This is a genomic window from Pseudomonas sp. FBF18 (genome assembly GCF_024261405.1).
Classification (GTDB): domain Bacteria; phylum Pseudomonadota; class Gammaproteobacteria; order Pseudomonadales; family Pseudomonadaceae; genus Aquipseudomonas; species Aquipseudomonas palmensis.
Map to the genome: position 1 here is coordinate 14,877 of NZ_QKRS01000006.1, position 18,641 is coordinate 33,517.

Sequence of the window (18,641 nt, forward strand, 5' to 3'; positions counted from 1 at the left end):
AGTGCTGCGAAGGCTCCGGCACCTGCCGCGGGCAAGCGCCGGCGGGCTCGAGTATAGCTAGCGGGAAACGGTCCAGACCAGTATGCGGCTGGCGCAATTGTCCTCGGTTTCGAGGATTTCCATGCGATAACGGCCCATTTTCAGGCACACCGCGCTGGCAGGAATGCTTTCCAGCGCCTCGGTCACCAGGCCGTTCAGGGTTTTCGGGCCGTCGCTGGGCAGGTGCCAGCCCAGGCTGCGGTTGAGCTCGCGGATCGAAATGTTGCCCTCGATCACGTAGCGCCCATCGGGCTGCGGGTGAATGTGCGGGTTGTCCAGGCTGTGCTCTTCCTCGAACTCGCCCACGATCTCTTCAAGAATGTCTTCCAGGGTGACGATGCCCTGCACTTCGCCATATTCGTCCACCACCACGCCCAGGCGCCGCTGCTGTTTGTGAAAGTTCAGCAGCTGCAGTTGCAGCGGTGTGCTTTCGGGCACGAAGTATGGCTCGTAGCACGCCGCCAGCAGGTTGGCCAGGGTCAGCTCGGCCTTGGGCAGCAGGTGGCTGATCTGACGCGTGTTGAGGATCGCCTCGACCTGGTTGATATCACTGTGGAACACCGGCAGGCGGGTGTGACGGCTGACGATCAGTTGCTCGATGATTTTTTCGATCGGCTCGTCGAGGTTGATCCCGTCGACATCGTTGCGCGGCACCAGGATGTCGTTGACCGTCACCTTGTCCAGCGCCTGAAGGCTGCCGAGCAGGTCGCTCCTGTGCTGGGCATGTTCCTCGTCCGGCGTACCGGAGGCACCGGGGGTGTCGTGGCGATTGTCATGCTGGGTGACAGCCGTGACCTTGCCCGCGAAGGGGCGCAGCAACAGGCGTGCAACGCCATCGAGCAGCCAGGCCAGTGGCTGCAGCAGCATGAGCGGCACCTTGAGCAGGCTCTCGCCCAGGCCCAGCAGGGCGTCGGGGTAGCGTCGGGCCAGCTGGCGGGGGAGGTAGTCGGTGAGCACCAGCACGGCCAGTGCCGCTGCCGCGCAGGCCAGCCAGAAGCCGCGCTCGCCGGCATGGGCAAAGCCCAGCAGCGAGGCCAGGGCGAACACCAGCAGCTTGCCCAGGGTGGCGCCCAGCATCAGTGCACGTTCGCTTCTGGGGCCATTGCGGCGGGTGCCGCCCTGTTGCTGCTGGGCGGCATCCACTGCGCTGAACAGCGCCGCCCACACCAGGGTCAGTGCCAGTACCGCGACCTGTGGGCCTAACGGCAGAGTGTTCATAGGTCGCCTGTCAGATATGCAGAATGAATTCGCGTACCAGCTTGCTGCCGAAATACGCCAGCATCAGCAGGCAGAAACCGGCCAGGGTCCAGCGGATCGCCTTGTGACCGCGCCAGCCCAGGCGGGTGCGGCCCCACAGCAGGACGCCGAAGACGATCCAGGCCACGCAGGCGAGCAGGGTCTTGTGCACCAGGTGCTGGGCGAACAGGTTGTCCAGGAACAGCCAGCCGGAGATCAGCGACAGCGACAACAGCGCCCAGCCGGCCCACAGGAAGCCGAACAGCAGGCTCTCCATGGTCTGCAGCGGCGGGAAGTTGCGGATCAGGCCCGAGGGGTGCTTGTGCTTGAGCTGGTAATCCTGCACCAGCAGCAGCAAGGCCTGGAACACCGCGATGGTGAACAGCCCGTAGGCCAGGATCGATAGCAGGATATGCGCCAGGATGCCGGGCTCCTCGTTGACCAGCGGCACCGTGCCCGAGGGCGCGAACTGCGCCATCAGCGCGGTCAGCAGGCCCAGCGGGAACAGCAGCAGCAACAGGTTCTCCACCGGGATGCGCAGGGTGGCGACCAGGGTCAGGGCAATCACCGCGGTGGCGATCAGGCTGGCGGCGCTGAAGAAGTCCAGGCTCAGGCCCAGCGGCGTGAGCAGCTGCCAGCACAACGCGGTGCCCTGAGCGACCACGGCGAAGGCGCCGAGCATTCCGAGCAGCCGCTTGTCGGCCTTGGTGCCTCGGGCCAGGCGGGTGCCTTGATAGAAAATCGCGGCGGCGTACAGGCAGGCGGCGATCAGATTGGGTAGCAAGCTGGGTGACAAGGGGAGCATAAGTCCTGTTAGGCAAGCCCGAAAGGCCCTGAGTTTGGCATACAACGCGCCTGCCAAGGAAGACTGGTGGCCGACGCCATGGTGTGCGCGTGCGCGAGTCTTCGCTATAATCGCCGGCCTGCCCTTGCCCAAGGCTGGCCGAATGCGCCAGGGGCAGCTGATAAACCTCGGTTCTACAGAGCCTGAAAGGATCCCCATGTTTGAAAACCTGACCGACCGTCTGTCACAGACGCTGCGCCATGTCACCGGTAAAGCCAAGCTCACCGAGGACAATATTAAAGACACCCTGCGCGAAGTGCGCATGGCGTTGCTCGAGGCCGACGTCGCCCTGCCGGTGGTCAAGGATTTCGTCAACAAGGTCAAGGAACGCGCGGTCGGCACCGAGGTGTCGCGCAGCCTGACGCCTGGCCAGGCGTTCGTGAAGATCGTCCAGGCCGAACTCGAAGAGCTGATGGGCGCGGCCAACGAAGACCTCGCGCTCAACAGCGCGCCGCCTGCCGTGGTGCTGATGGCCGGTCTGCAAGGTGCGGGCAAGACCACCACCGCCGGCAAGCTGGCGCGCTTTCTCAAGGAGCGCAAGAAGAAGAGCGTGATGGTGGTGTCGGCCGACGTGTACCGTCCGGCGGCCATCAAGCAGCTCGAAACCCTGGCCAACGACATCGGCGTGACCTTCTTCCCGTCGGACATCACCCAGAAGCCGGTGGCCATCGCCGAGGCGGCGATTCGCGAAGCCAAGCTCAAGTTCATCGACGTGGTCATCGTCGACACCGCCGGGCGTCTGCACATCGATGCCGAGATGATGGGCGAGATCAAGCAGCTGCACGCTGCGGTCAAGCCGATCGAGACCCTGTTCGTGGTCGATGCCATGACCGGCCAGGACGCCGCCAACACCGCCAAGGCGTTTGGCGAGGCGCTGCCGCTGACCGGCGTGATCCTGACCAAGGTCGACGGTGATGCCCGTGGCGGTGCCGCGCTGTCGGTACGCGCGATCACCGGCAAGCCGATCAAGTTCATCGGCATGGGCGAGAAGAGCGAAGCGCTCGAACCGTTCCACCCGGACCGCATTGCCTCGCGGATCCTGGGCATGGGCGACGTGCTCAGCCTGATCGAGCAGGCCGAGCAGACCCTGGACAAGGAAAAGGCCGACAAGCTGGCCAAGAAGCTGAAGAAGGGCAAGGGCTTCGATCTCGAGGACTTCCGCGACCAGCTGCAGCAGATGAAGAACATGGGCGGCCTGAGCGGCCTGATGGACAAGATGCCGAGCATCGGCGGCGTCAACCTGTCGCAGATGGGCAATGCCCAGGGCGCGGCAGAGAAGCAGTTCAAGCAGATGGAGGCGATCATCAACTCCATGACCCCGGCCGAGCGCCGCGACCCCGAGCTGATCAGTGGTTCGCGCAAGCGCCGCATCGCCATGGGCTCGGGCACCCAGGTGCAGGACATCGGCCGCTTGATCAAGCAGCACAAGCAGATGCAGAAGATGATGAAGAAGTTTTCCACCAAGGGCGGCATGTCGAAGATGATGCGCGGCCTTGGCGGCATGCTGCCTGGCGGCGGCATGCCCAAGCTGTAACCACATTCAGGCCGGTGCCTCCCGTGGGGCACCGACCGGAACCCCGCCGCTGGCGGGACCCGTGCCGCCTTCTATATACAGAAGCGGCTCATTCGCAGATCAGCACGGCGGCTTGTCGCTCGCCGTTAAAAGGCATTTGCAAAAGTCCGTGTATTCCTTGAGAATATGCGGCCTTTCGGGCACCCGTGTGCCCGCTGTGCATTATGATTTGCAGCACCGACTACAGGAACGATGTTCTATGCTAACCATCCGTCTTGCCCGTGGCGGCTCCAAAAAGCGCCCATTCTACACCCTGACCGTGACCGACTCGCGTAACCCGGTTACCGGTTCGCACATCGAGCAGGTTGGTTTCTTCAACCCTATCGCTCGTGGCCAGGAAGTTCGCCTGTCCGTTAAGCAGGATCGCGTTGCTCACTGGCTGAGCGTTGGCGCACAGCCATCCGAGCGCGTTGCAAAACTGCTGAAAGATGCTGCTAAGGCTGCTGCCTGAATAGTATGAGCGCGACGCCAGAAAAAGCTGATGACCTGATCGTTGTTGGCAAGATTTTTTCGGTTCACGGCGTTCGCGGCGAGGTGAAGGTCTTTTCCTTTACCGATCCGATTGAAAACCTGTTGGATTACCGCAACTGGACGCTCCGGCGCGAAGGTGTGGTCAAGCAGGTCGAGCTGGTCAGCGGCCGATCCACTCAAAAGGATCTGGTTGCCAAGCTCAAAGGCCTCGACGATCGCGATGAAGCCCGTCTTCTGAGCGGTTACGAGATTTGCATCTCGCGTAGCCTTTTGCCCGACCTGACCGAAGACGAGTACTACTGGTACCAGTTGGTAGGTCTGAAAGTCATCAACCAGGACGAACAGCTGTTCGGCACGGTTGATCACCTGTTGGAGACCGGCGCGAACGATGTAATGGTGGTCAAGCCCTGCGTGGGCAGTCTGGATGATCGTGAACGCCTGTTGCCCTATACCGGGCAGTGCGTGTTGAAGGTCGACCTGGCTGCAGGCGAAATGAGGGTGGAATGGGACGCGGACTTCTAGACGATGGCGAGCCTTCGTGTCGAAGTCATTACGTTGTTCCCCGAGATGTTCTCGGCCATCAGTGAGTACGGCATTACCAGCCGCGCGGTGAAGCAGGGGTTGTTGCAACTGACCTGCCACAATCCGCGGGACTACACCACAGATCGCCACCACACCGTGGATGATCGGCCGTTTGGCGGTGGTCCGGGCATGGTGATGAAGATCAAGCCCCTGGAAGATGCGCTGGTTCAGGCCAGGCAGCAGGCAGGGGAAGCGGCGAAGGTGATCTACCTGTCGCCACAAGGCCGTCAGCTGAATCAGTCGGCGGTACGCGAACTGGCGAATGCAGAGTCGTTGATTCTCATCGCAGGTCGTTATGAAGGCATTGACGAGCGGTTCATTCAGGCTCATGTCGATGAAGAGTGGTCGATTGGCGACTATGTACTGTCTGGCGGCGAGCTGCCGGCGATGGTCCTGATCGATGCGGTTACGCGGCTGCTGCCCGGAGCTTTAGGGCATGCGGACTCGGCGGAGGAAGACTCCTTCACCGATGGTCTGCTCGATTGCCCGCACTACACCCGACCGGAGGTGTATGCGGATCAGCGTGTTCCCGACGTGTTGCTCAGTGGCAACCATGCACACATCCGGCGCTGGCGTTTACAGCAGTCCCTTGGGCGGACCTATGAACGACGCGTCGATCTTCTGGAAAGTCGCTCACTTTCTGGAGAAGAGAAGAAGCTGCTCGAGGAGTATCTCCGAGAGCGGGACGATAGTTAACGTATCGATGGTGGGTCTGACGACCTATCTTAGGAGCACAGCATGACCAACAAAATCATTCTGCAACTCGAAGCCGAGCAGATGACCAAAGAGATCCCGACCTTTGCCCCAGGCGACACTGTTGTCGTTCAGGTGAAAGTGAAGGAAGGCGACCGTTCGCGTCTGCAGGCGTTCGAAGGTGTTGTTATCGCCAAGCGTAACCGTGGTGTGAACAGTGCTTTCACTGTTCGTAAAATCTCCAACGGTGTTGGCGTAGAGCGTACTTTCCAGACCTACAGCCCGCAGATCGACAGCCTGGCCGTGAAACGTCGTGGTGACGTGCGTAAAGCCAAGCTGTACTACCTGCGCGACCTGTCCGGCAAAGCCGCTCGCATCAAGGAAAAACTGGCCTGAGGCTAGTTTGACCGGCGGGCACGGGACCGCCATGCGAAAAGAAAGCAGCCTTCGGGCTGCTTTTTTGTTGTCCGTCATTCGTGTTTCAGAGATGTCATGAACAGTAGAGAGCAAGAGATCCAGCGCCGTACCCAGTTGTCGGTGACCCGCGTGACCAAGGCGGTGTTCCCCTCGACCACCAACCATCACAACACCCTGTTCGGCGGCACCGCGCTGGCGTGGATGGACGAGGTGTCGTTCATTGCCGCCACGCGCTTCTGCCGCTTGCCGCTGGTGACGGTGTCGACCGACCGCATCGATTTCAAGCACCCGATTGCCGCCGGCTCGATCGTGGAACTGGTGGGGACGGTGGTCAAGGTGGGTACCACCAGCCTGAAGGTCGAGGTGGAGGTGTTTGTCGAAAGCATGAGCTGCGACAGTCGCGAGAAGGCGATTCACGGGTTGTTCAGCTTCGTCGCCATCGATGAAGACAAGCGGCCGGTGCCGGTGTTGCCCGGCTTCTGAACGGCCAACAAGCCCGCGCGATCAACCTGCCTGCGGCTGGACCAGCGCCACCAGCGTCCACCCAGGCCCCGGTTTCAACGCCGTATCCGGCCCTACCACATACACCCAGCCACTGGCATCGCGGGCAAACAGCAAGGTCGCGCGATCGCCATGCAACGCCTGGTAGTCCGCCCAGCCAAACGCCTCGGTCAGGTGCGTGGTGTACAGCTCGGCGCCCTGATTGAACAGGTTGGCCAGTTGCACATAGGTCAACGCCTGGCTGCCAAACAGGCGCCCGCGATGTTCGTCACTGGCGCGGTGCTTGTCGCTGCGCTGGCGCTCCAGCCCGCTGGCCAGCACGAACAGGCGCTGATGCCCGAAATCATGTCGAAAGCGCGTGCATGCCAGGGTGTTGAGCTCGCCCGCCGGCGACAGCCCCAGCAGGTGCCCCAGGCCTACAAGGTCCAGGTGCGCATCGGCATGCTGCGAGGCCGGGTGACCGAAATAGGTCGGCAACCCCTCCATGCGCGCCGCGCGGATGTTCTCCCAGCTCGAATCGGCCAGCAGCACCCGGCTGCCCAGTTGTTGCAAGGCCGTGCCCAGGGCCCTGGCCGGCGCGTTGGCGCCCACGATCAGAAACCCGCTGGGGGCAGGCTCGGCCACCTTGAGCAGGCGCGCCAGCGGCCGCGCCGTGGCGCTTTGCAGCACCACCGTACCGATGATCACCGCGAACGTCAGCGGCACCAGCAGCAAGGCCCCCGCGTGCCCGGCCTCGTCCAGGCGTATCGCGAAAATCGCCGACACTGCCGCGGCCACGATGCCGCGCGGAGCGATCCAGGCCAGCAGCGCACGCTCGCGCCAGTTGAGCTGCGAGCCCCAGGTCGACAGCGCCACGTTCAGCGGCCGCGCAATCAGCTGGATCACCAGCAGCAGGGCCAGCACCGCAGGGCCCAGGCCGAGCAGGGCATTCAGGTCCAGGCGCGCCGCCAGCAGAATGAACAGGCCGGAGATCAGCAGCACGCTGAGGTTCTCCTTGAAGTGCAGGATCTGGCGCACATCCACGCCCTTCATGTTGGCCAGCCACATGCCCATCAGGGTCACCGCCAGCAGCCCCGACTCGTGCATCACCTGGTTGGAGGCGATGAAGATCCCCAGCACCGCTGCCAGCGAGGCCAGGTTGTGCAGGTACTCGGGCAGCCATTGATGGCGGATCACCTGGCCCAGCAGCCAGCCACCGGCCACGCCGAAGGCGCTGCCGCACAGGATCACCCCGGCGAACGTCAGCAGGCTCTGGCTCAGGCCGTCGCCAGCGGCGCTGGCAATGATGAAGCTGTACACCACCACCGCCAGCAGGGCGCCGATCGGGTCGATGACGATGCCTTCCCAGCGCAGGATGTTGGCCACCGCCGCCTTGGGCCGTACCACCCGCAGCATCGGCACGATCACGGTCGGCCCGGTGACCAGGGTCAGGGTGCCGAACAGGATCGCCAGCAGCCAGTCGAACCCCAGCAGCCAGTGGGTGGCCGCGCTGATCACCACCCAGGTGGACAGCGCGCCGAGGGTCACCATGCGCCGCACCACCGTGCCGATCTCGCGCCATTGCGACAGATGCAGGGTCAGGCTGCCCTCGAACAGGATCAGCGCCACCGCCAGCGACACCAGCGGCATCAGCAGCGGGCCGAACAGTTCCTGCGGGTCGAGCCAACCCAGGATCGGCCCGGCCATTATGCCGCTGAGCAGCAGGAACAGGATCGCCGGCAGCTTCAGCCGCCAGGCCAGCCACTGGCAGCCCAGGGCCGCGACACCGATCCCGCCGAATGCCAGCAATATCTCTTGTTCGTTCATTCGGGCTCCCTATGCCGGCGGTGTTATGGAAGACTAGCGGTATTTTTACGGCCTACCACCGAGTCTTCATGCCCGCCATCGACCACCCGCTGATCGACCAGTTCCTCGACGCCCTGTGGCTGGAGAAGGGGCTCTCCGACAACACCCGAGCGTCCTACCGCAGCGACCTGGCCCTGTTCAACGGCTGGCTCCAGGAGCGGGGCATGGCGTTGCCCGATGCCGGTCGCGAGCTGATCCTGGACCACTTGGCATGGCGCCTCGACCAGGGCTACAAGCCCCGTTCCACGGCGCGGTTCCTGTCGGGCGCGCGTGGCTTCTATCGCTACCTGCTGCGCGAGAAGCTGATCGCCCTCGACCCGACCCTGCAGGTCGACATGCCGCAACTGGGCAAGCCGTTGCCCAAGTCGCTGTCCGAGGCCGATGTGGAGGCCCTGTTGAAGGCTCCCGACCTTGGCGAGGCCATCGGCCAGCGCGACCGCGCCATGCTCGAGGTGCTGTATGCCTGCGGGCTGCGCGTCACCGAGCTGGTGAGCCTGACCCTCGATCAGGTCAACCTGCGCCAGGGCGTGCTGCGGGTGATGGGCAAGGGCAGCAAGGAGCGCCTGGTGCCGATGGGGGAGGAGGCGGTGGTGTGGGTAGAACGTTACCTGCGCGACGGCCGCGTCGAACTGCTCAACGGCCGCCCCAGCGATGTCCTGTTCCCCAGCCAGCGTGGCGAGCAGATGACCCGCCAGACCTTCTGGCACCGCATCAAGCACCAGGCCCAGGTGGCCGGGATCGGCAAGGCGCTGTCGCCGCACACCCTGCGCCATGCCTTCGCCACCCACCTGCTCAACCACGGCGCCGACCTGCGCGTGGTGCAGATGCTGCTGGGCCACAGCGACCTGTCGACCACCCAGATCTACACCCATGTGGCCCGCGCCCGCCTGCAGGAACTGCATGCCCGTCATCACCCTCGCGGCTGAGCGCTGATCGCACATTGCATGCGTCGCCAGCAGTCAATGCAGGGCGGCGAATGTGGTACGCTTTCGCGGTTTACACCCGGGCCCTGGATCGCGGCCGTTTTTCGGTACGCCTGTTCCGCTTTCGGCCCCCTGTCCGCCTTCAGGAGTTTTCATGCGCGTGACCCAGATTTTAGCCGCCGCCGCCCTGGCGCTGGCCAGTTCCTTCGCCGTGGCTGCGGCCAACGATGCCGAGCAGGCGATTCGCAAGTCGCTGCAGTCGCTGGAGTCGGAAATACCGGTCGACAGCATCGCTGCCAGCCCGGTCAACGGCCTGTACGAGGTCAAGCTCAAGGGCGGCCGTGTGCTGTACGCCAGCGCCGACGGCCAGTTCCTGGTACAGGGCTATCTGTTCCAGATCCAGGACGGCAAGCCGGTCAACCTGACCGAAAAGGCCGAGCGCGTGGCCATCGCCAAGACCATCAATGCGATTCCGGCTTCCGAAATGGTGGTTTACCCTGCCAAGGGCGAAACCAAGTCGCACATCACCGTGTTCACCGACACCACCTGCCCGTACTGCCACAAGCTGCATGCCGAAGTGCCCGAGCTGAACAAGCGCGGCATCGAGGTGCGCTACGTGGCCTTCCCGCGTCAGGGCCTGGGCTCGTCGGGTGACCAGCAGCTGCAGGCGGTATGGTGTTCCACCGACCGCAAGGCGGCCATGGACAAGATGGTCGACGGCAAGGAAATCAAGGCCGCCAAGTGCGAGAACCCGGTCAGCAGGCAGTTCCAGATGGGGCAGTCGATCGGCGTCAACGGCACACCGGCCATCGTGCTCGAGGACGGTCAGGTGATCCCGGGTTATCAGCCGGCGCCGCAAGTGGCCAAGCTGGCATTGACCGCAAGCAAGTAATTCAATCAGTGAGCCGTCACCATGGGGAGACGGCTGTTTTTTCGACCGGCGCATGGCCGGTCGTTCAATGGGGAGTTCACAGTGAAACCGGTCAAAGTAGGCATCTGTGGGTTGGGGACCGTCGGTGGCGGTACCTTCAATGTACTTCAGCGTAACGCCGAGGAGATTGCCCGCCGCGCCGGGCGTGGAATCGAAGTGGCACAAATCGCCATGCGTACGCCAAACCCGAACTGCCAGATTACCGGTACCCCCATTACCGCTGATGTGTTCGAGGTCGCGAGCAACCCCGAGATCGATATCGTCATTGAACTGATTGGCGGCTACACCATTGCCCGCGAGCTGGTGCTCAAGGCCATCGAGAACGGCAAGCATGTGGTCACCGCCAACAAGGCGCTGATTGCCGTGCACGGCAACGAGATCTTCGCCAGGGCGCGCGAGAAGGGCGTCATCGTCGCCTTCGAAGCGGCCGTGGCCGGCGGCATCCCGGTGATCAAGGCGATCCGCGAAGGCCTGTCGGCCAACCGCATCAACTGGGTGGCCGGTATCATCAACGGCACCGGCAACTTCATCCTCACCGAAATGCGCGAGAAGGGCCGCACCTTCCCCGACGTGCTGGCCGAAGCCCAGGCGCTGGGCTATGCCGAGGCCGACCCGACGTTCGACGTCGAGGGCATCGACGCCGCGCACAAGCTCACCATCCTGGCGTCCATCGCTTTCGGTATCCCGCTGCAGTTCGACAAGGCCTACACCGAAGGCATCACCCAGCTGACCACGGCCGACGTGAACTACGCCGAAGCGCTGGGCTACCGCATCAAGCACCTGGGCGTGGCCCGCAGCACGGCCAATGGCATCGAACTGCGCGTGCACCCGACGCTGATTCCGGCCGACCGCCTGATCGCCAATGTCAACGGCGTGATGAACGCGGTGATGGTCAACGGTGACGCCGCAGGCTCCACCCTGTTCTACGGCGCCGGCGCCGGCATGGAACCGACCGCCTCGTCGGTGATCGCCGACCTGGTCGACGTGGTCCGTGCCATGACCAGCGACCCGGAAAACCGCGTGCCGCACCTGGCCTTCCAGCCCGACTCGCTGTCGGCTCACCCGATCCTGCCGATCGAAGCCTGCGAGAGCGCCTACTACCTGCGCATCCAGGCCAAGGATCGTCCGGGCGTGCTGGCCCAGGTGGCGAGCATCCTGTCCGAGCGCGGCATCAATATCGAGTCGATCATGCAGAAGGAAGTCGAGGAGCACGATGGCCTGGTGCCGATGATCCTGCTCACCCACAGCGTGCTCGAGCAGCGCATGGACGATGCGATCACCGCCCTGGAAGCCCTGCAGGATGTGGTTGGCAGCGTTGTGCGCATCCGCGTCGAACAACTGAACTGAGCCGTCTTTGAGTTAGAGGAATAGGTCATGCGTTACATCAGTACCCGCGGCAAGGCACCGGCCCTGAATTTTGAAGATGTCCTGCTGGCCGGCCTGGCCAGCGATGGCGGCCTGTACGTGCCGGAAAACCTGCCGCGCTTCACCCAGGAAGAAATCGCCTCGTGGGCCGGCCTGCCGTACCACGAGCTGGCCTTCCGGGTGATGCGCCCGTTCGTCACCGGCTCCATTGCCGATGCCGACTTCAAGAAGATCCTCGAAGAAACCTACGGCGAGTTCGCCCACGCCGCGGTTGCCCCGCTGCGTCAGCTGAACAGCAACGAGTGGGTGCTGGAGCTGTTCCACGGCCCGACCCTGGCGTTCAAGGACTTCGCCCTGCAACTGCTCGGCCGCCTGCTCGATCACGTGCTGGCCAAGCGCGGCGAGCGCGTGGTGATCATCGGTGCCACCAGCGGTGACACCGGTTCGGCTGCCATCGAAGGCTGCCGGCGTTGCGACAACGTCGACATCTTCATCCTGCACCCGCACCAGCGTGTGTCGGAAGTTCAGCGCCGCCAGATGACCACCATCTTCGGCGAGAACATCCACAACATCGCCATCGAAGGCAACTTCGACGACTGCCAGGAGATGGTCAAGGCCAGCTTCGCCGACCAGGGCTTCCTCAAGGGCACCCGCCTGGTGGCCGTGAACTCGATCAACTGGGCGCGGATCATGGCCCAGATCGTGTACTACTTCCACGCCGCCCTGCAGTTGGGTGGCCCGGCGCGTTCGGTGGCGTTCTCGGTGCCTACCGGCAACTTCGGCGACATCTTCGCCGGTTACCTGGCGCGCAACATGGGCCTGCCGATCAGCCAGCTGATCGTGGCAACCAACCGCAACGACATCCTGCACCGCTTCATGAGCGGCAACCAGTACGTCAAGGAAACCCTGCACGCCACCCTGTCGCCGTCGATGGACATCATGGTGTCGTCGAACTTCGAGCGCCTGCTGTTCGACCTGCACGGTCGCAATGGCGCCGAGATTGCCGGCCTGATGGACACCTTCAAGCAGGGTGGCGGCTTCAGCGTCGAGCAAGACCGCTGGACCGAGGCGCGCAAGCTGTTCGATTCGCTGGCGGTGGATGATGCGCAAACCTGCGAGACCATCGCCGACGTGTTCGCGCAAACCGGCGAAGTGCTCGACCCGCACACCGCGATTGGCGTCAAGGCCGGCCGCGAGTGCCGTCGCAGCCTGGACACGCCGATGGTGGTGCTGGGTACCGCGCACCCGGTCAAGTTCCCCGAGGCGGTGGAGAAGGCGGGCGTGGGCAAGGCCCTGGAGCTGCCGGCGCACCTGACCGACCTGTTCTCCCGCGAGGAGAAATGCACGGTACTGCCCAACGACCTGAAAGCGGTGCAGGCCTTCGTCAGCCAGCACGGCAACCGTGGCAAGCCGCTCTGACGGCAGCGGTATGCAGCGTTGAACCAGGCCCCGGTGCGCAAGCCCCGGGGCTTTTTGTTGCGCGGCCCGCCATGCCACGGCAGGAACCTGGCTTGCTGGCGAACCGACGCGACGCGTCGATACCGTGGCGACACGAGGACGTTGCCGCCCCCTGGTTTCGGATTTTTCCTATGGGACGCCCGCGCGGGCTTTCCTAGAGTGGGCGCCCGTCCAATCCGGAGTCGCCCATGCGCTCACTCAAGGTTCTGCTTCTGGAGCCTCATGCCTATCGGCTGATGAACCTGCACCAGATGCTCAATGGCCTGGGCATCTACGACGTGCGCGTGGCTGAAACGACCCTCCAGGCGCACGGTGTGCTCGAACGACGGGGGCCGGTGGATATCGTCATCTGTGACCCGCTGTCGCCCGAGCACGATGGCATGGGCTTCGTCGAGCACCTGGCGCTGCACGGCCTTGCCAGTGCCCTGATTGTCCTCAGTGGCGCCAGGCGCAGCGTGCTCCAGGGGGTTGTCGAACTGATCGAGCTGTCGGGCCTGCGGGTGCTGGGCAGCACCCCCGCGCCAGCCAGCCCCAGCCAGTTGCACCCCTTGCTGCTGCAACACCCGGAGGCCGGGCCCGTGGCATGAATCTGTCATGTGCACCGGGCATGCTCGATGAACGTGCAGCGCGCCGCGGCAGAACTTTCAGCCTGTGCCGAGGGTCAGTGAAAGACCCCCTTCAACAACAACGTGAACGGTGAATGGATGGACAATATCAGCTTGTTGCTAAGTGAAGCATTGACGCCCTATCAGGTCACGCTGACCTCCCGGCATGCCAGTGCCGACTTCGACCTGCAGCTGGTCGACCCTGCCGGCGACACCGTGCTGCAGCGCAGTGTCAAGGCCAGCCAGCTGCATGACCAGCGCCTGCTCATCGACCTGGTGGACGGTATCCAACGTGACCTGCGCATCCACGAAGGGCGCCTGCAACCCTGCGTGATCGCAGCCCTCAAACATGCCCGCCAGGGCCGCGCGCAAATCGTTGCGGCGTGACGGGAACCTTTGTCCAGACAGGTACTCAGACAGCTTAAGGACAGTTGAACGGCATTTTGCTCCGATGCCGCCAGGCTGTTCGTGCGAGGCTCCAAGCAGCCCTCGTTTAACCCCGACGGCCTCCCCACCGCTCGGGGTTTCTTTTTGCCTGCGTAAAAGCGCGTGCCGGGGTCAGTGCTGGCTCAGCAGCTCGCGCGCCGCATCGAGGTAGGTCTTGCGCTGGTCGGGCTCTAGCCATTGTGCATACAGCGGCGCCAGGGTCTGCAGGCGCAGGTTGCGCAGCAACTGATCGAGGTGGCTGATGGCCTCGCGGCCCAGCGGGGTGTCGGAGCAACCCACGTAGGTCAGCTGGTAGCGCGCCACGCCCTTGATCGGGAAGTACGTCAGGGCCTGGGGCTGCGGCTGCTTTTCGTTCATGTAGCGCACTTCCGGCCAGTAGGCCAGCAGCAGGTTCAGGCGCCCCAGCTGCTGCATCTGCAGCAGGCTGCCCACCGCATCGTTGCCGTAATGGCGGCTGATGGTGGCGGGCGGGGCGTTGGCCAGTATCGCGTCCACGGCGGGGCTGTAGCTGCGCTGGCCGACGACACCGAGCTTGTGCGTGTTGCTTGCCAGCAGGGCGTCCAGGTCGATTTCGCCATCGTGCAGGTACGGCGCAAGGCTTGCCTGGTCACTCTGGCGGGCAATCACCATGTTGCTCTGCGCAGCCAGCGCCGGTATCGAGAACTTCACGAAGCGCTCGCGCTCCGGGGTTCGCAGCAGCGTGGGGTCGCAGGTGAAGGAGGGTTCCTGGAGCATCTGCATGCCGCGCGCGCGGTTGACCCGCACGATGCTGTGCTGGTACTCGGGCATCTGCGCGATGAGCAGCGGCAGCAGCTGGTCCATGGCGCCCTGGCCGGTTTTGGGGCCCTCGAACACGGTCAGCGGCGGCAGGTCGCGCAACAGCCAGGTGAGGGTTTCCTTGGCCCAGCTCGAGGCAGGCAGCAGGCTCAGCAGCACAGCCAGCAGTGCGCCGTGCAGGTTGCAGCACATGGCGCGACTCAGACCGCGCCCTGTTCGCGAAGATGGGCGATCTGCGCCGCGTCATAGCCCAGCTCGCCCAGCAACTGCGCGGTGTGCTCGCCCAGCGCCGGCCCCACCCACTCGCTGGAGCCTGGGGTGTCCGACAGCTTGGGCACGATGCCCGGCATCTTGAACGGCTTGCCGTCGGGCAGCCTGGCCTGGAGGAACATCTCGCGGGCGAGAAACTGCGGGTCGCTGAACATGTCTTCGGCCGAGTAGATGCGGCTGGCCGGCACCTGGGCCTGGTTGAGCACCTGCATCAGGGTGTCCAGCGGCACGCTGCGGGCCCAGCGGTCGATCACCGCATACAGCTCGTCGCGGCGCAGGTCGCGCCCGTCATTGCTGGCCAGCGCCGGGTCGGCGGCCAGGTCGTCGCGCCCGATGGCCTGCATGAAGCGTTTGAAGATCGCATCGCCATTGGCGCCGATCTGCACATGCTTGCCATCGGCGCTGGTATGGATGGAGGAGGGGGTGATGCCCGGCATGATGTTGCCGGTGCGCTCGCGGATGAAGCCGAATACGTCGAACTCCGGCACCATGCTCTCCATCATCGCGAAGATGGCCTCGTACAGGGCCACGTCGACCACCTGGCCCTGGCCCCCGTTGACCTCGCGATGACGCAGCGCCATCAGTGCGCCGATCACGCCCCACAGCGCGGCAATCGAGTCGCCGATGGAAATGCCGGTGCGTACCGGCGGGCGGTCCTCGAAACCTGTGATGTAGCGCAGCCCGCCCATCGACTCGCCGACCGCGCCGAAGCCGGGCTGGTCTTTCATCGGCCCGGTCTGGCCGAAGCCGGACAGGCGTACCATCACCAGCTTCGGGTTCAGCGCGTGCAGTACCTCCCAGCCCAGGCCGAGCTTTTCCAGCACGCCGGGGCGGAAGTTCTCGATCAGGATGTCGGCCTCGCCCAGCAGCTGCTTGAGAATGGCCAGGCCTTCGGGGTGCTTGAGGTTGAGCGTGAGCGACTGCTTGTTGCGCGCCTGCACGAACCACCACAGCGAGGTGCCCTCGTACAGCTTGCGCCATTTGCGCAGCGGGTCGCCGCCATCGGGCGATTCGACCTTGACCACCTGGGCGCCGAATTCGGCGCAGATGCGCGAGGCGAAGGGGCCGGCGATCAGGGTGCCGAGTTCGATGACTTTGAGGCCGGCAAGCGGTTTGGTGGGCAACGACATGGGGCTTCCGTGGCAGCAGGGCAGAGCGCTAGTTTTTATCACAGGGCGGCAGCGGCAGATACTGCTGTTGGCCGCAGATTGTACGGTTCGGTTCGTTGATTGCCAGCGCATCGGTTAGACTGGGCGACTTTTCCTGTTACCAGAAGCCCGTCCATGGCCCAGCCGTCCACCACCTACAAGTTTGAACTGAACCTCACCGATCTCGACCGCGGCGTGTACGAAAGCGTCAAGCAGACCATCGCCCGCCACCCTTCGGAAACCGAAGAGCGCATGGCCGTGCGCCTGCTGGCCTATGCCCTCTGGTACAACGAGCAGCTGTCGTTCGGTCGCGGCCTGTCGGACGTCGACGAGCCGGCGCTGTGGGAAAAAAGCCTGGATGACCGGGTGCTGCACTGGATCGAAGTCGGCCAGCCCGATGCCGACCGCCTGACCTGGTGCTCGCGCCGCACCGAGCGCACCAGCCTGCTGGCCTACGGCAGCCTGCGGGTATGGGAAACCAAGGTGATCCCGGCGGTCAAGAACCTGAAGAACCTCAACATCGCCGCCGTGCCGCAAGAGGTGCTGGAAGTCCTGGCCAAGGACATGCCACGCGCCATCAAGTGGGATGTGATGATCAGCGAAGGCACGGTGTTCGTCACCGACGACCGCGGCCAGCACGAAGTCCAGCTGCAATGGCTGCTGGGCGAGCGCGGCTGATCCGCCCGCCGACCTTTTTCAAACCAGAGAAGCCTTGATCACTCCATGCGTATCGAACCGCGTTCACTGCCGTCCACCCTGCCGTTTCTTGGCGACCTGCCGCCCCTGCTGACCCGCCTGTACGCCGCCCGTGGCGTACAGAGCGCCGTCGAGCTGGACAAGAGCCTGGCACGCCTGCTGCCCTATCAGCAGCTCAAGGGTATCGACGCGGCGGTAAACCTGCTGGTGGAGGCACTGGACCAGCGCCAGCGCATCCTGATCGTCGGCGACTTCGACGCCGACGGTGCCACGGCCAGCACCGTGGGCGTGCTGGGCCTGCGCCTGCTGGGCGCCGCGCACGTCGACTACCTGGTGCCCAACCGTTTCGAATACGGTTACGGGCTGACCCCGGAAATCGTCGAGGTGGCACTGCAGCGCACGCCGCAGCTGCTGATCACCGTGGACAACGGCATCTCCAGCGTCGAAGGCGTGGCGGCGGCCAAGGCGGCCGGCCTGAAGGTGCTGGTCACCGACCACCACTTGCCGGGCCATGCGCTGCCGGCGGCCGATGCCATCGTCAACCCCAACCAGCCGGGCTGCGAGTTTCCGAGCAAGGCACTGGCCGGGGTCGGGGTGATCTTCTACGTATTGATGGCGCTGCGTGCGCGCCTGCGCAGCCTGGGCCGCTACGACGACCGCCCGCAGCCGAACATCGGCGAGCTGCTCGACCTGGTGGCGCTGGGCAGCGTGGCCGACGTGGTACCGCTGGATGCCAACAACCGCATCCTCGTGCACCAGGGCCTGGAGCGCATCCGTGCCGGTCGTGCGCGCCCGGGGCTCAAGGCGATTCTCGAGGTGGCCCGGCGCGAAGCGGCGCGCATCACCTCCACCGACCTGGGCTTCATCCTGGGCCCGCGGCTCAATGCTGCCGGGCGCCTGGACGACATGAGCCTGGGCATCGAATGCCTGCTCAGCGACGACCCGAGCCTGGCCCGCGAGATGGCGGTGCAGCTGGACGAACTGAACCAGGACCGCAAGTCCATCGAACAGGGCATGCAGCGCGAGGCGCTGGCCCAGCTCAAGGACCTGCCGCTGGAGTCGATGCCGTTCGGCCTGTGCCTGTACGAGGCTGACTGGCACCAGGGCGTGATCGGCATTCTGGCCTCGCGTCTGAAAGAACGTTATCACCGCCCGACCATCGCCTTTGCCGACGCCGGCGACGGCATGCTCAAGGGCTCTGCGCGCTCGGTGCCGGGCTTTCACATTCGCGATGCGCTGGACGCCGTGGCGGCGGCCAACCCGGAGCTGATCAGCAAGTTCGGCGGGCACGCCATGGCGGCGGGGCTGTCGCTGCCGGCCGAGAACTTCCCGGCGTTCGCCCAGGCGTTCGACGAAGAAGTCCGCCGCCAGTTGCAGGAGGACGACCTCACCGGCCGGCTGCTGTCCGACGGCAGCCTGGCGGTCGAGGAGTTCCACCTGGAGCTGGCCCGCGCCCTGCGCAACGCCGGGCCGTGGGGGCAGCATTTTCCCGAGCCGCTGTTTCATGGCGTGTTCCAGCTGGTGCAGCAGCGGGTGGTGGGCGAGCGTCACCTGAAGGTGGTGCTCAAGAGCGAATGCGGTTCGGTGACCCTCGACGGCATCGCCTTCGGCATCGACCGCGAGGTATGGCCCAACCCCACCGTGCGCTGGGTGGAGCTGGCCTACAAGCTGGACGTCAACGAGTTTCGCGGCAACGAGACGGTGCAGTTGATGATCGCCCACATCGAGCCGCGCTGAACCCCTGGGTGGGCAAACTGGTCTAGTCTCTCAGAGACCGGCACTGAGCCGCGGGGAAGCCAAGGCGCTCGGTCCGGTCCACC

19 protein-coding genes are annotated in these 18,641 nt (G+C 64.5%); 14 read left to right on the forward strand and 5 right to left on the reverse strand.

The window, feature by feature from the left end:
* Window positions 1-57 precede the first annotated feature (57 nt).
* Both DN387_RS11325 and ccsA read right to left on the reverse strand, forming a co-directional pair.
* The gene (locus tag DN387_RS11325; RefSeq protein ID WP_054915033.1) at window positions 58-1,257 is read right to left on the reverse strand and encodes a transporter associated domain-containing protein; all 1,200 of its coding nucleotides are present in this window, start codon (window positions 1,255-1,257) and stop codon (window positions 58-60) included.
* A gap of 10 nt (window positions 1,258-1,267) precedes the next feature.
* Window positions 1,268-2,071 (reverse strand): inner membrane protein YpjD, encoded by an 804-nt coding sequence (ccsA, locus tag DN387_RS11330; RefSeq protein ID WP_162484878.1) that lies wholly within the window; start codon window positions 2,069-2,071, stop codon window positions 1,268-1,270.
* Between the two features lie 205 nt (window positions 2,072-2,276).
* On the opposite strand from ccsA, the gene ffh reads away from it, so the two are divergent.
* The 6 genes from ffh to DN387_RS11360 all read left to right on the forward strand — a co-directional run bounded on the left by ffh (window position 2,277) and on the right by DN387_RS11360 (window position 6,338).
* Window positions 2,277-3,653 (forward strand): signal recognition particle protein, encoded by a 1,377-nt coding sequence (gene ffh, locus DN387_RS11335; protein WP_043863183.1) that lies wholly within the window; start codon window positions 2,277-2,279, stop codon window positions 3,651-3,653.
* Between the two features lie 238 nt (window positions 3,654-3,891).
* Window positions 3,892-4,143: a 30S ribosomal protein S16 gene (rpsP, locus tag DN387_RS11340; RefSeq protein WP_028942918.1), complete on the forward strand. Its 252-nt coding sequence runs from the start codon at window positions 3,892-3,894 to the stop codon at window positions 4,141-4,143.
* Window positions 4,144-4,148: 5 nt separating this feature from the next.
* Complete coding sequence (gene rimM, locus DN387_RS11345; RefSeq protein ID WP_043863184.1) at window positions 4,149-4,685, forward strand: ribosome maturation factor RimM; 537 nt, start codon at window positions 4,149-4,151, stop codon at window positions 4,683-4,685.
* Window positions 4,686-4,688: 3 nt separating this feature from the next.
* Window positions 4,689-5,441: a tRNA (guanosine(37)-N1)-methyltransferase TrmD gene (trmD, locus tag DN387_RS11350; RefSeq protein ID WP_043863185.1), complete on the forward strand. Its 753-nt coding sequence runs from the start codon at window positions 4,689-4,691 to the stop codon at window positions 5,439-5,441.
* A 42-nt stretch (window positions 5,442-5,483) separates the two neighbouring features.
* Window positions 5,484-5,834, forward strand: coding sequence for a 50S ribosomal protein L19 (gene rplS, locus DN387_RS11355; protein ID WP_043863186.1), 351 nt, complete (start codon window positions 5,484-5,486; stop codon window positions 5,832-5,834).
* 96 nt (window positions 5,835-5,930) lie between these two features.
* Window positions 5,931-6,338, forward strand: coding sequence for an acyl-CoA thioesterase (locus DN387_RS11360; protein WP_043863187.1), 408 nt, complete (start codon window positions 5,931-5,933; stop codon window positions 6,336-6,338).
* Between the two features lie 21 nt (window positions 6,339-6,359).
* Here the strand turns inward: DN387_RS11360 and DN387_RS11365 are convergent, their stop codons facing one another.
* Window positions 6,360-8,162, reverse strand: coding sequence for a sodium:proton antiporter (locus tag DN387_RS11365; RefSeq protein WP_054915032.1), 1,803 nt, complete (start codon window positions 8,160-8,162; stop codon window positions 6,360-6,362).
* 68 nt (window positions 8,163-8,230) lie between these two features.
* On the opposite strand from DN387_RS11365, the gene xerD reads away from it, so the two are divergent.
* From xerD to DN387_RS11395, 6 genes are all read left to right on the forward strand, one after another.
* On the forward strand, window positions 8,231-9,127 hold the full coding sequence (gene xerD, locus DN387_RS11370; protein ID WP_054915031.1) for a site-specific tyrosine recombinase XerD: 897 nt from the start codon (window positions 8,231-8,233) through the stop codon (window positions 9,125-9,127).
* 151 nt (window positions 9,128-9,278) lie between these two features.
* Window positions 9,279-10,016 carry a bifunctional protein-disulfide isomerase/oxidoreductase DsbC gene (gene dsbC / locus DN387_RS11375; protein ID WP_054915030.1) on the forward strand — a complete coding sequence of 246 codons (738 nt, stop codon included), beginning with the start codon at window positions 9,279-9,281 and terminating at the stop codon, window positions 10,014-10,016.
* An 81-nt stretch (window positions 10,017-10,097) separates the two neighbouring features.
* Window positions 10,098-11,402 carry a homoserine dehydrogenase gene (locus DN387_RS11380; protein WP_043863191.1) on the forward strand — a complete coding sequence of 435 codons (1,305 nt, stop codon included), beginning with the start codon at window positions 10,098-10,100 and terminating at the stop codon, window positions 11,400-11,402.
* A gap of 27 nt (window positions 11,403-11,429) precedes the next feature.
* Window positions 11,430-12,839: a threonine synthase gene (gene thrC / locus DN387_RS11385; protein WP_054915029.1), complete on the forward strand. Its 1,410-nt coding sequence runs from the start codon at window positions 11,430-11,432 to the stop codon at window positions 12,837-12,839.
* Window positions 12,840-13,066: 227 nt separating this feature from the next.
* Entirely contained in the window at window positions 13,067-13,465 is a 399-nt protein-coding gene (locus DN387_RS11390) for a response regulator (RefSeq protein WP_054915028.1), read from the forward strand.
* A 117-nt stretch (window positions 13,466-13,582) separates the two neighbouring features.
* On the forward strand, window positions 13,583-13,870 hold the full coding sequence (locus tag DN387_RS11395; protein ID WP_054915027.1) for a DUF3509 domain-containing protein: 288 nt from the start codon (window positions 13,583-13,585) through the stop codon (window positions 13,868-13,870).
* A gap of 171 nt (window positions 13,871-14,041) precedes the next feature.
* On the opposite strand, the gene DN387_RS11400 is transcribed toward DN387_RS11395, so the two are convergent.
* Both DN387_RS11400 and DN387_RS11405 read right to left on the reverse strand, forming a co-directional pair.
* The gene (locus tag DN387_RS11400) at window positions 14,042-14,899 is read right to left on the reverse strand and encodes a TIGR02285 family protein (RefSeq protein ID WP_043863194.1); all 858 of its coding nucleotides are present in this window, start codon (window positions 14,897-14,899) and stop codon (window positions 14,042-14,044) included.
* An 8-nt stretch (window positions 14,900-14,907) separates the two neighbouring features.
* Window positions 14,908-16,107, reverse strand: a complete 1,200-nt coding sequence (locus DN387_RS11405; protein ID WP_043863195.1) for a CaiB/BaiF CoA-transferase family protein — start codon at window positions 16,105-16,107, stop codon at window positions 14,908-14,910.
* A gap of 153 nt (window positions 16,108-16,260) precedes the next feature.
* On the opposite strand from DN387_RS11405, the gene DN387_RS11410 reads away from it, so the two are divergent.
* Window positions 16,261-16,803 (forward strand): YaeQ family protein, encoded by a 543-nt coding sequence (locus tag DN387_RS11410; protein ID WP_054915026.1) that lies wholly within the window; start codon window positions 16,261-16,263, stop codon window positions 16,801-16,803.
* Window positions 16,804-16,848: 45 nt separating this feature from the next.
* Window positions 16,849-18,558 carry a single-stranded-DNA-specific exonuclease RecJ gene (recJ, locus tag DN387_RS11415; protein WP_054915025.1) on the forward strand — a complete coding sequence of 570 codons (1,710 nt, stop codon included), beginning with the start codon at window positions 16,849-16,851 and terminating at the stop codon, window positions 18,556-18,558.
* Window positions 18,559-18,641 lie beyond the last annotated feature (83 nt).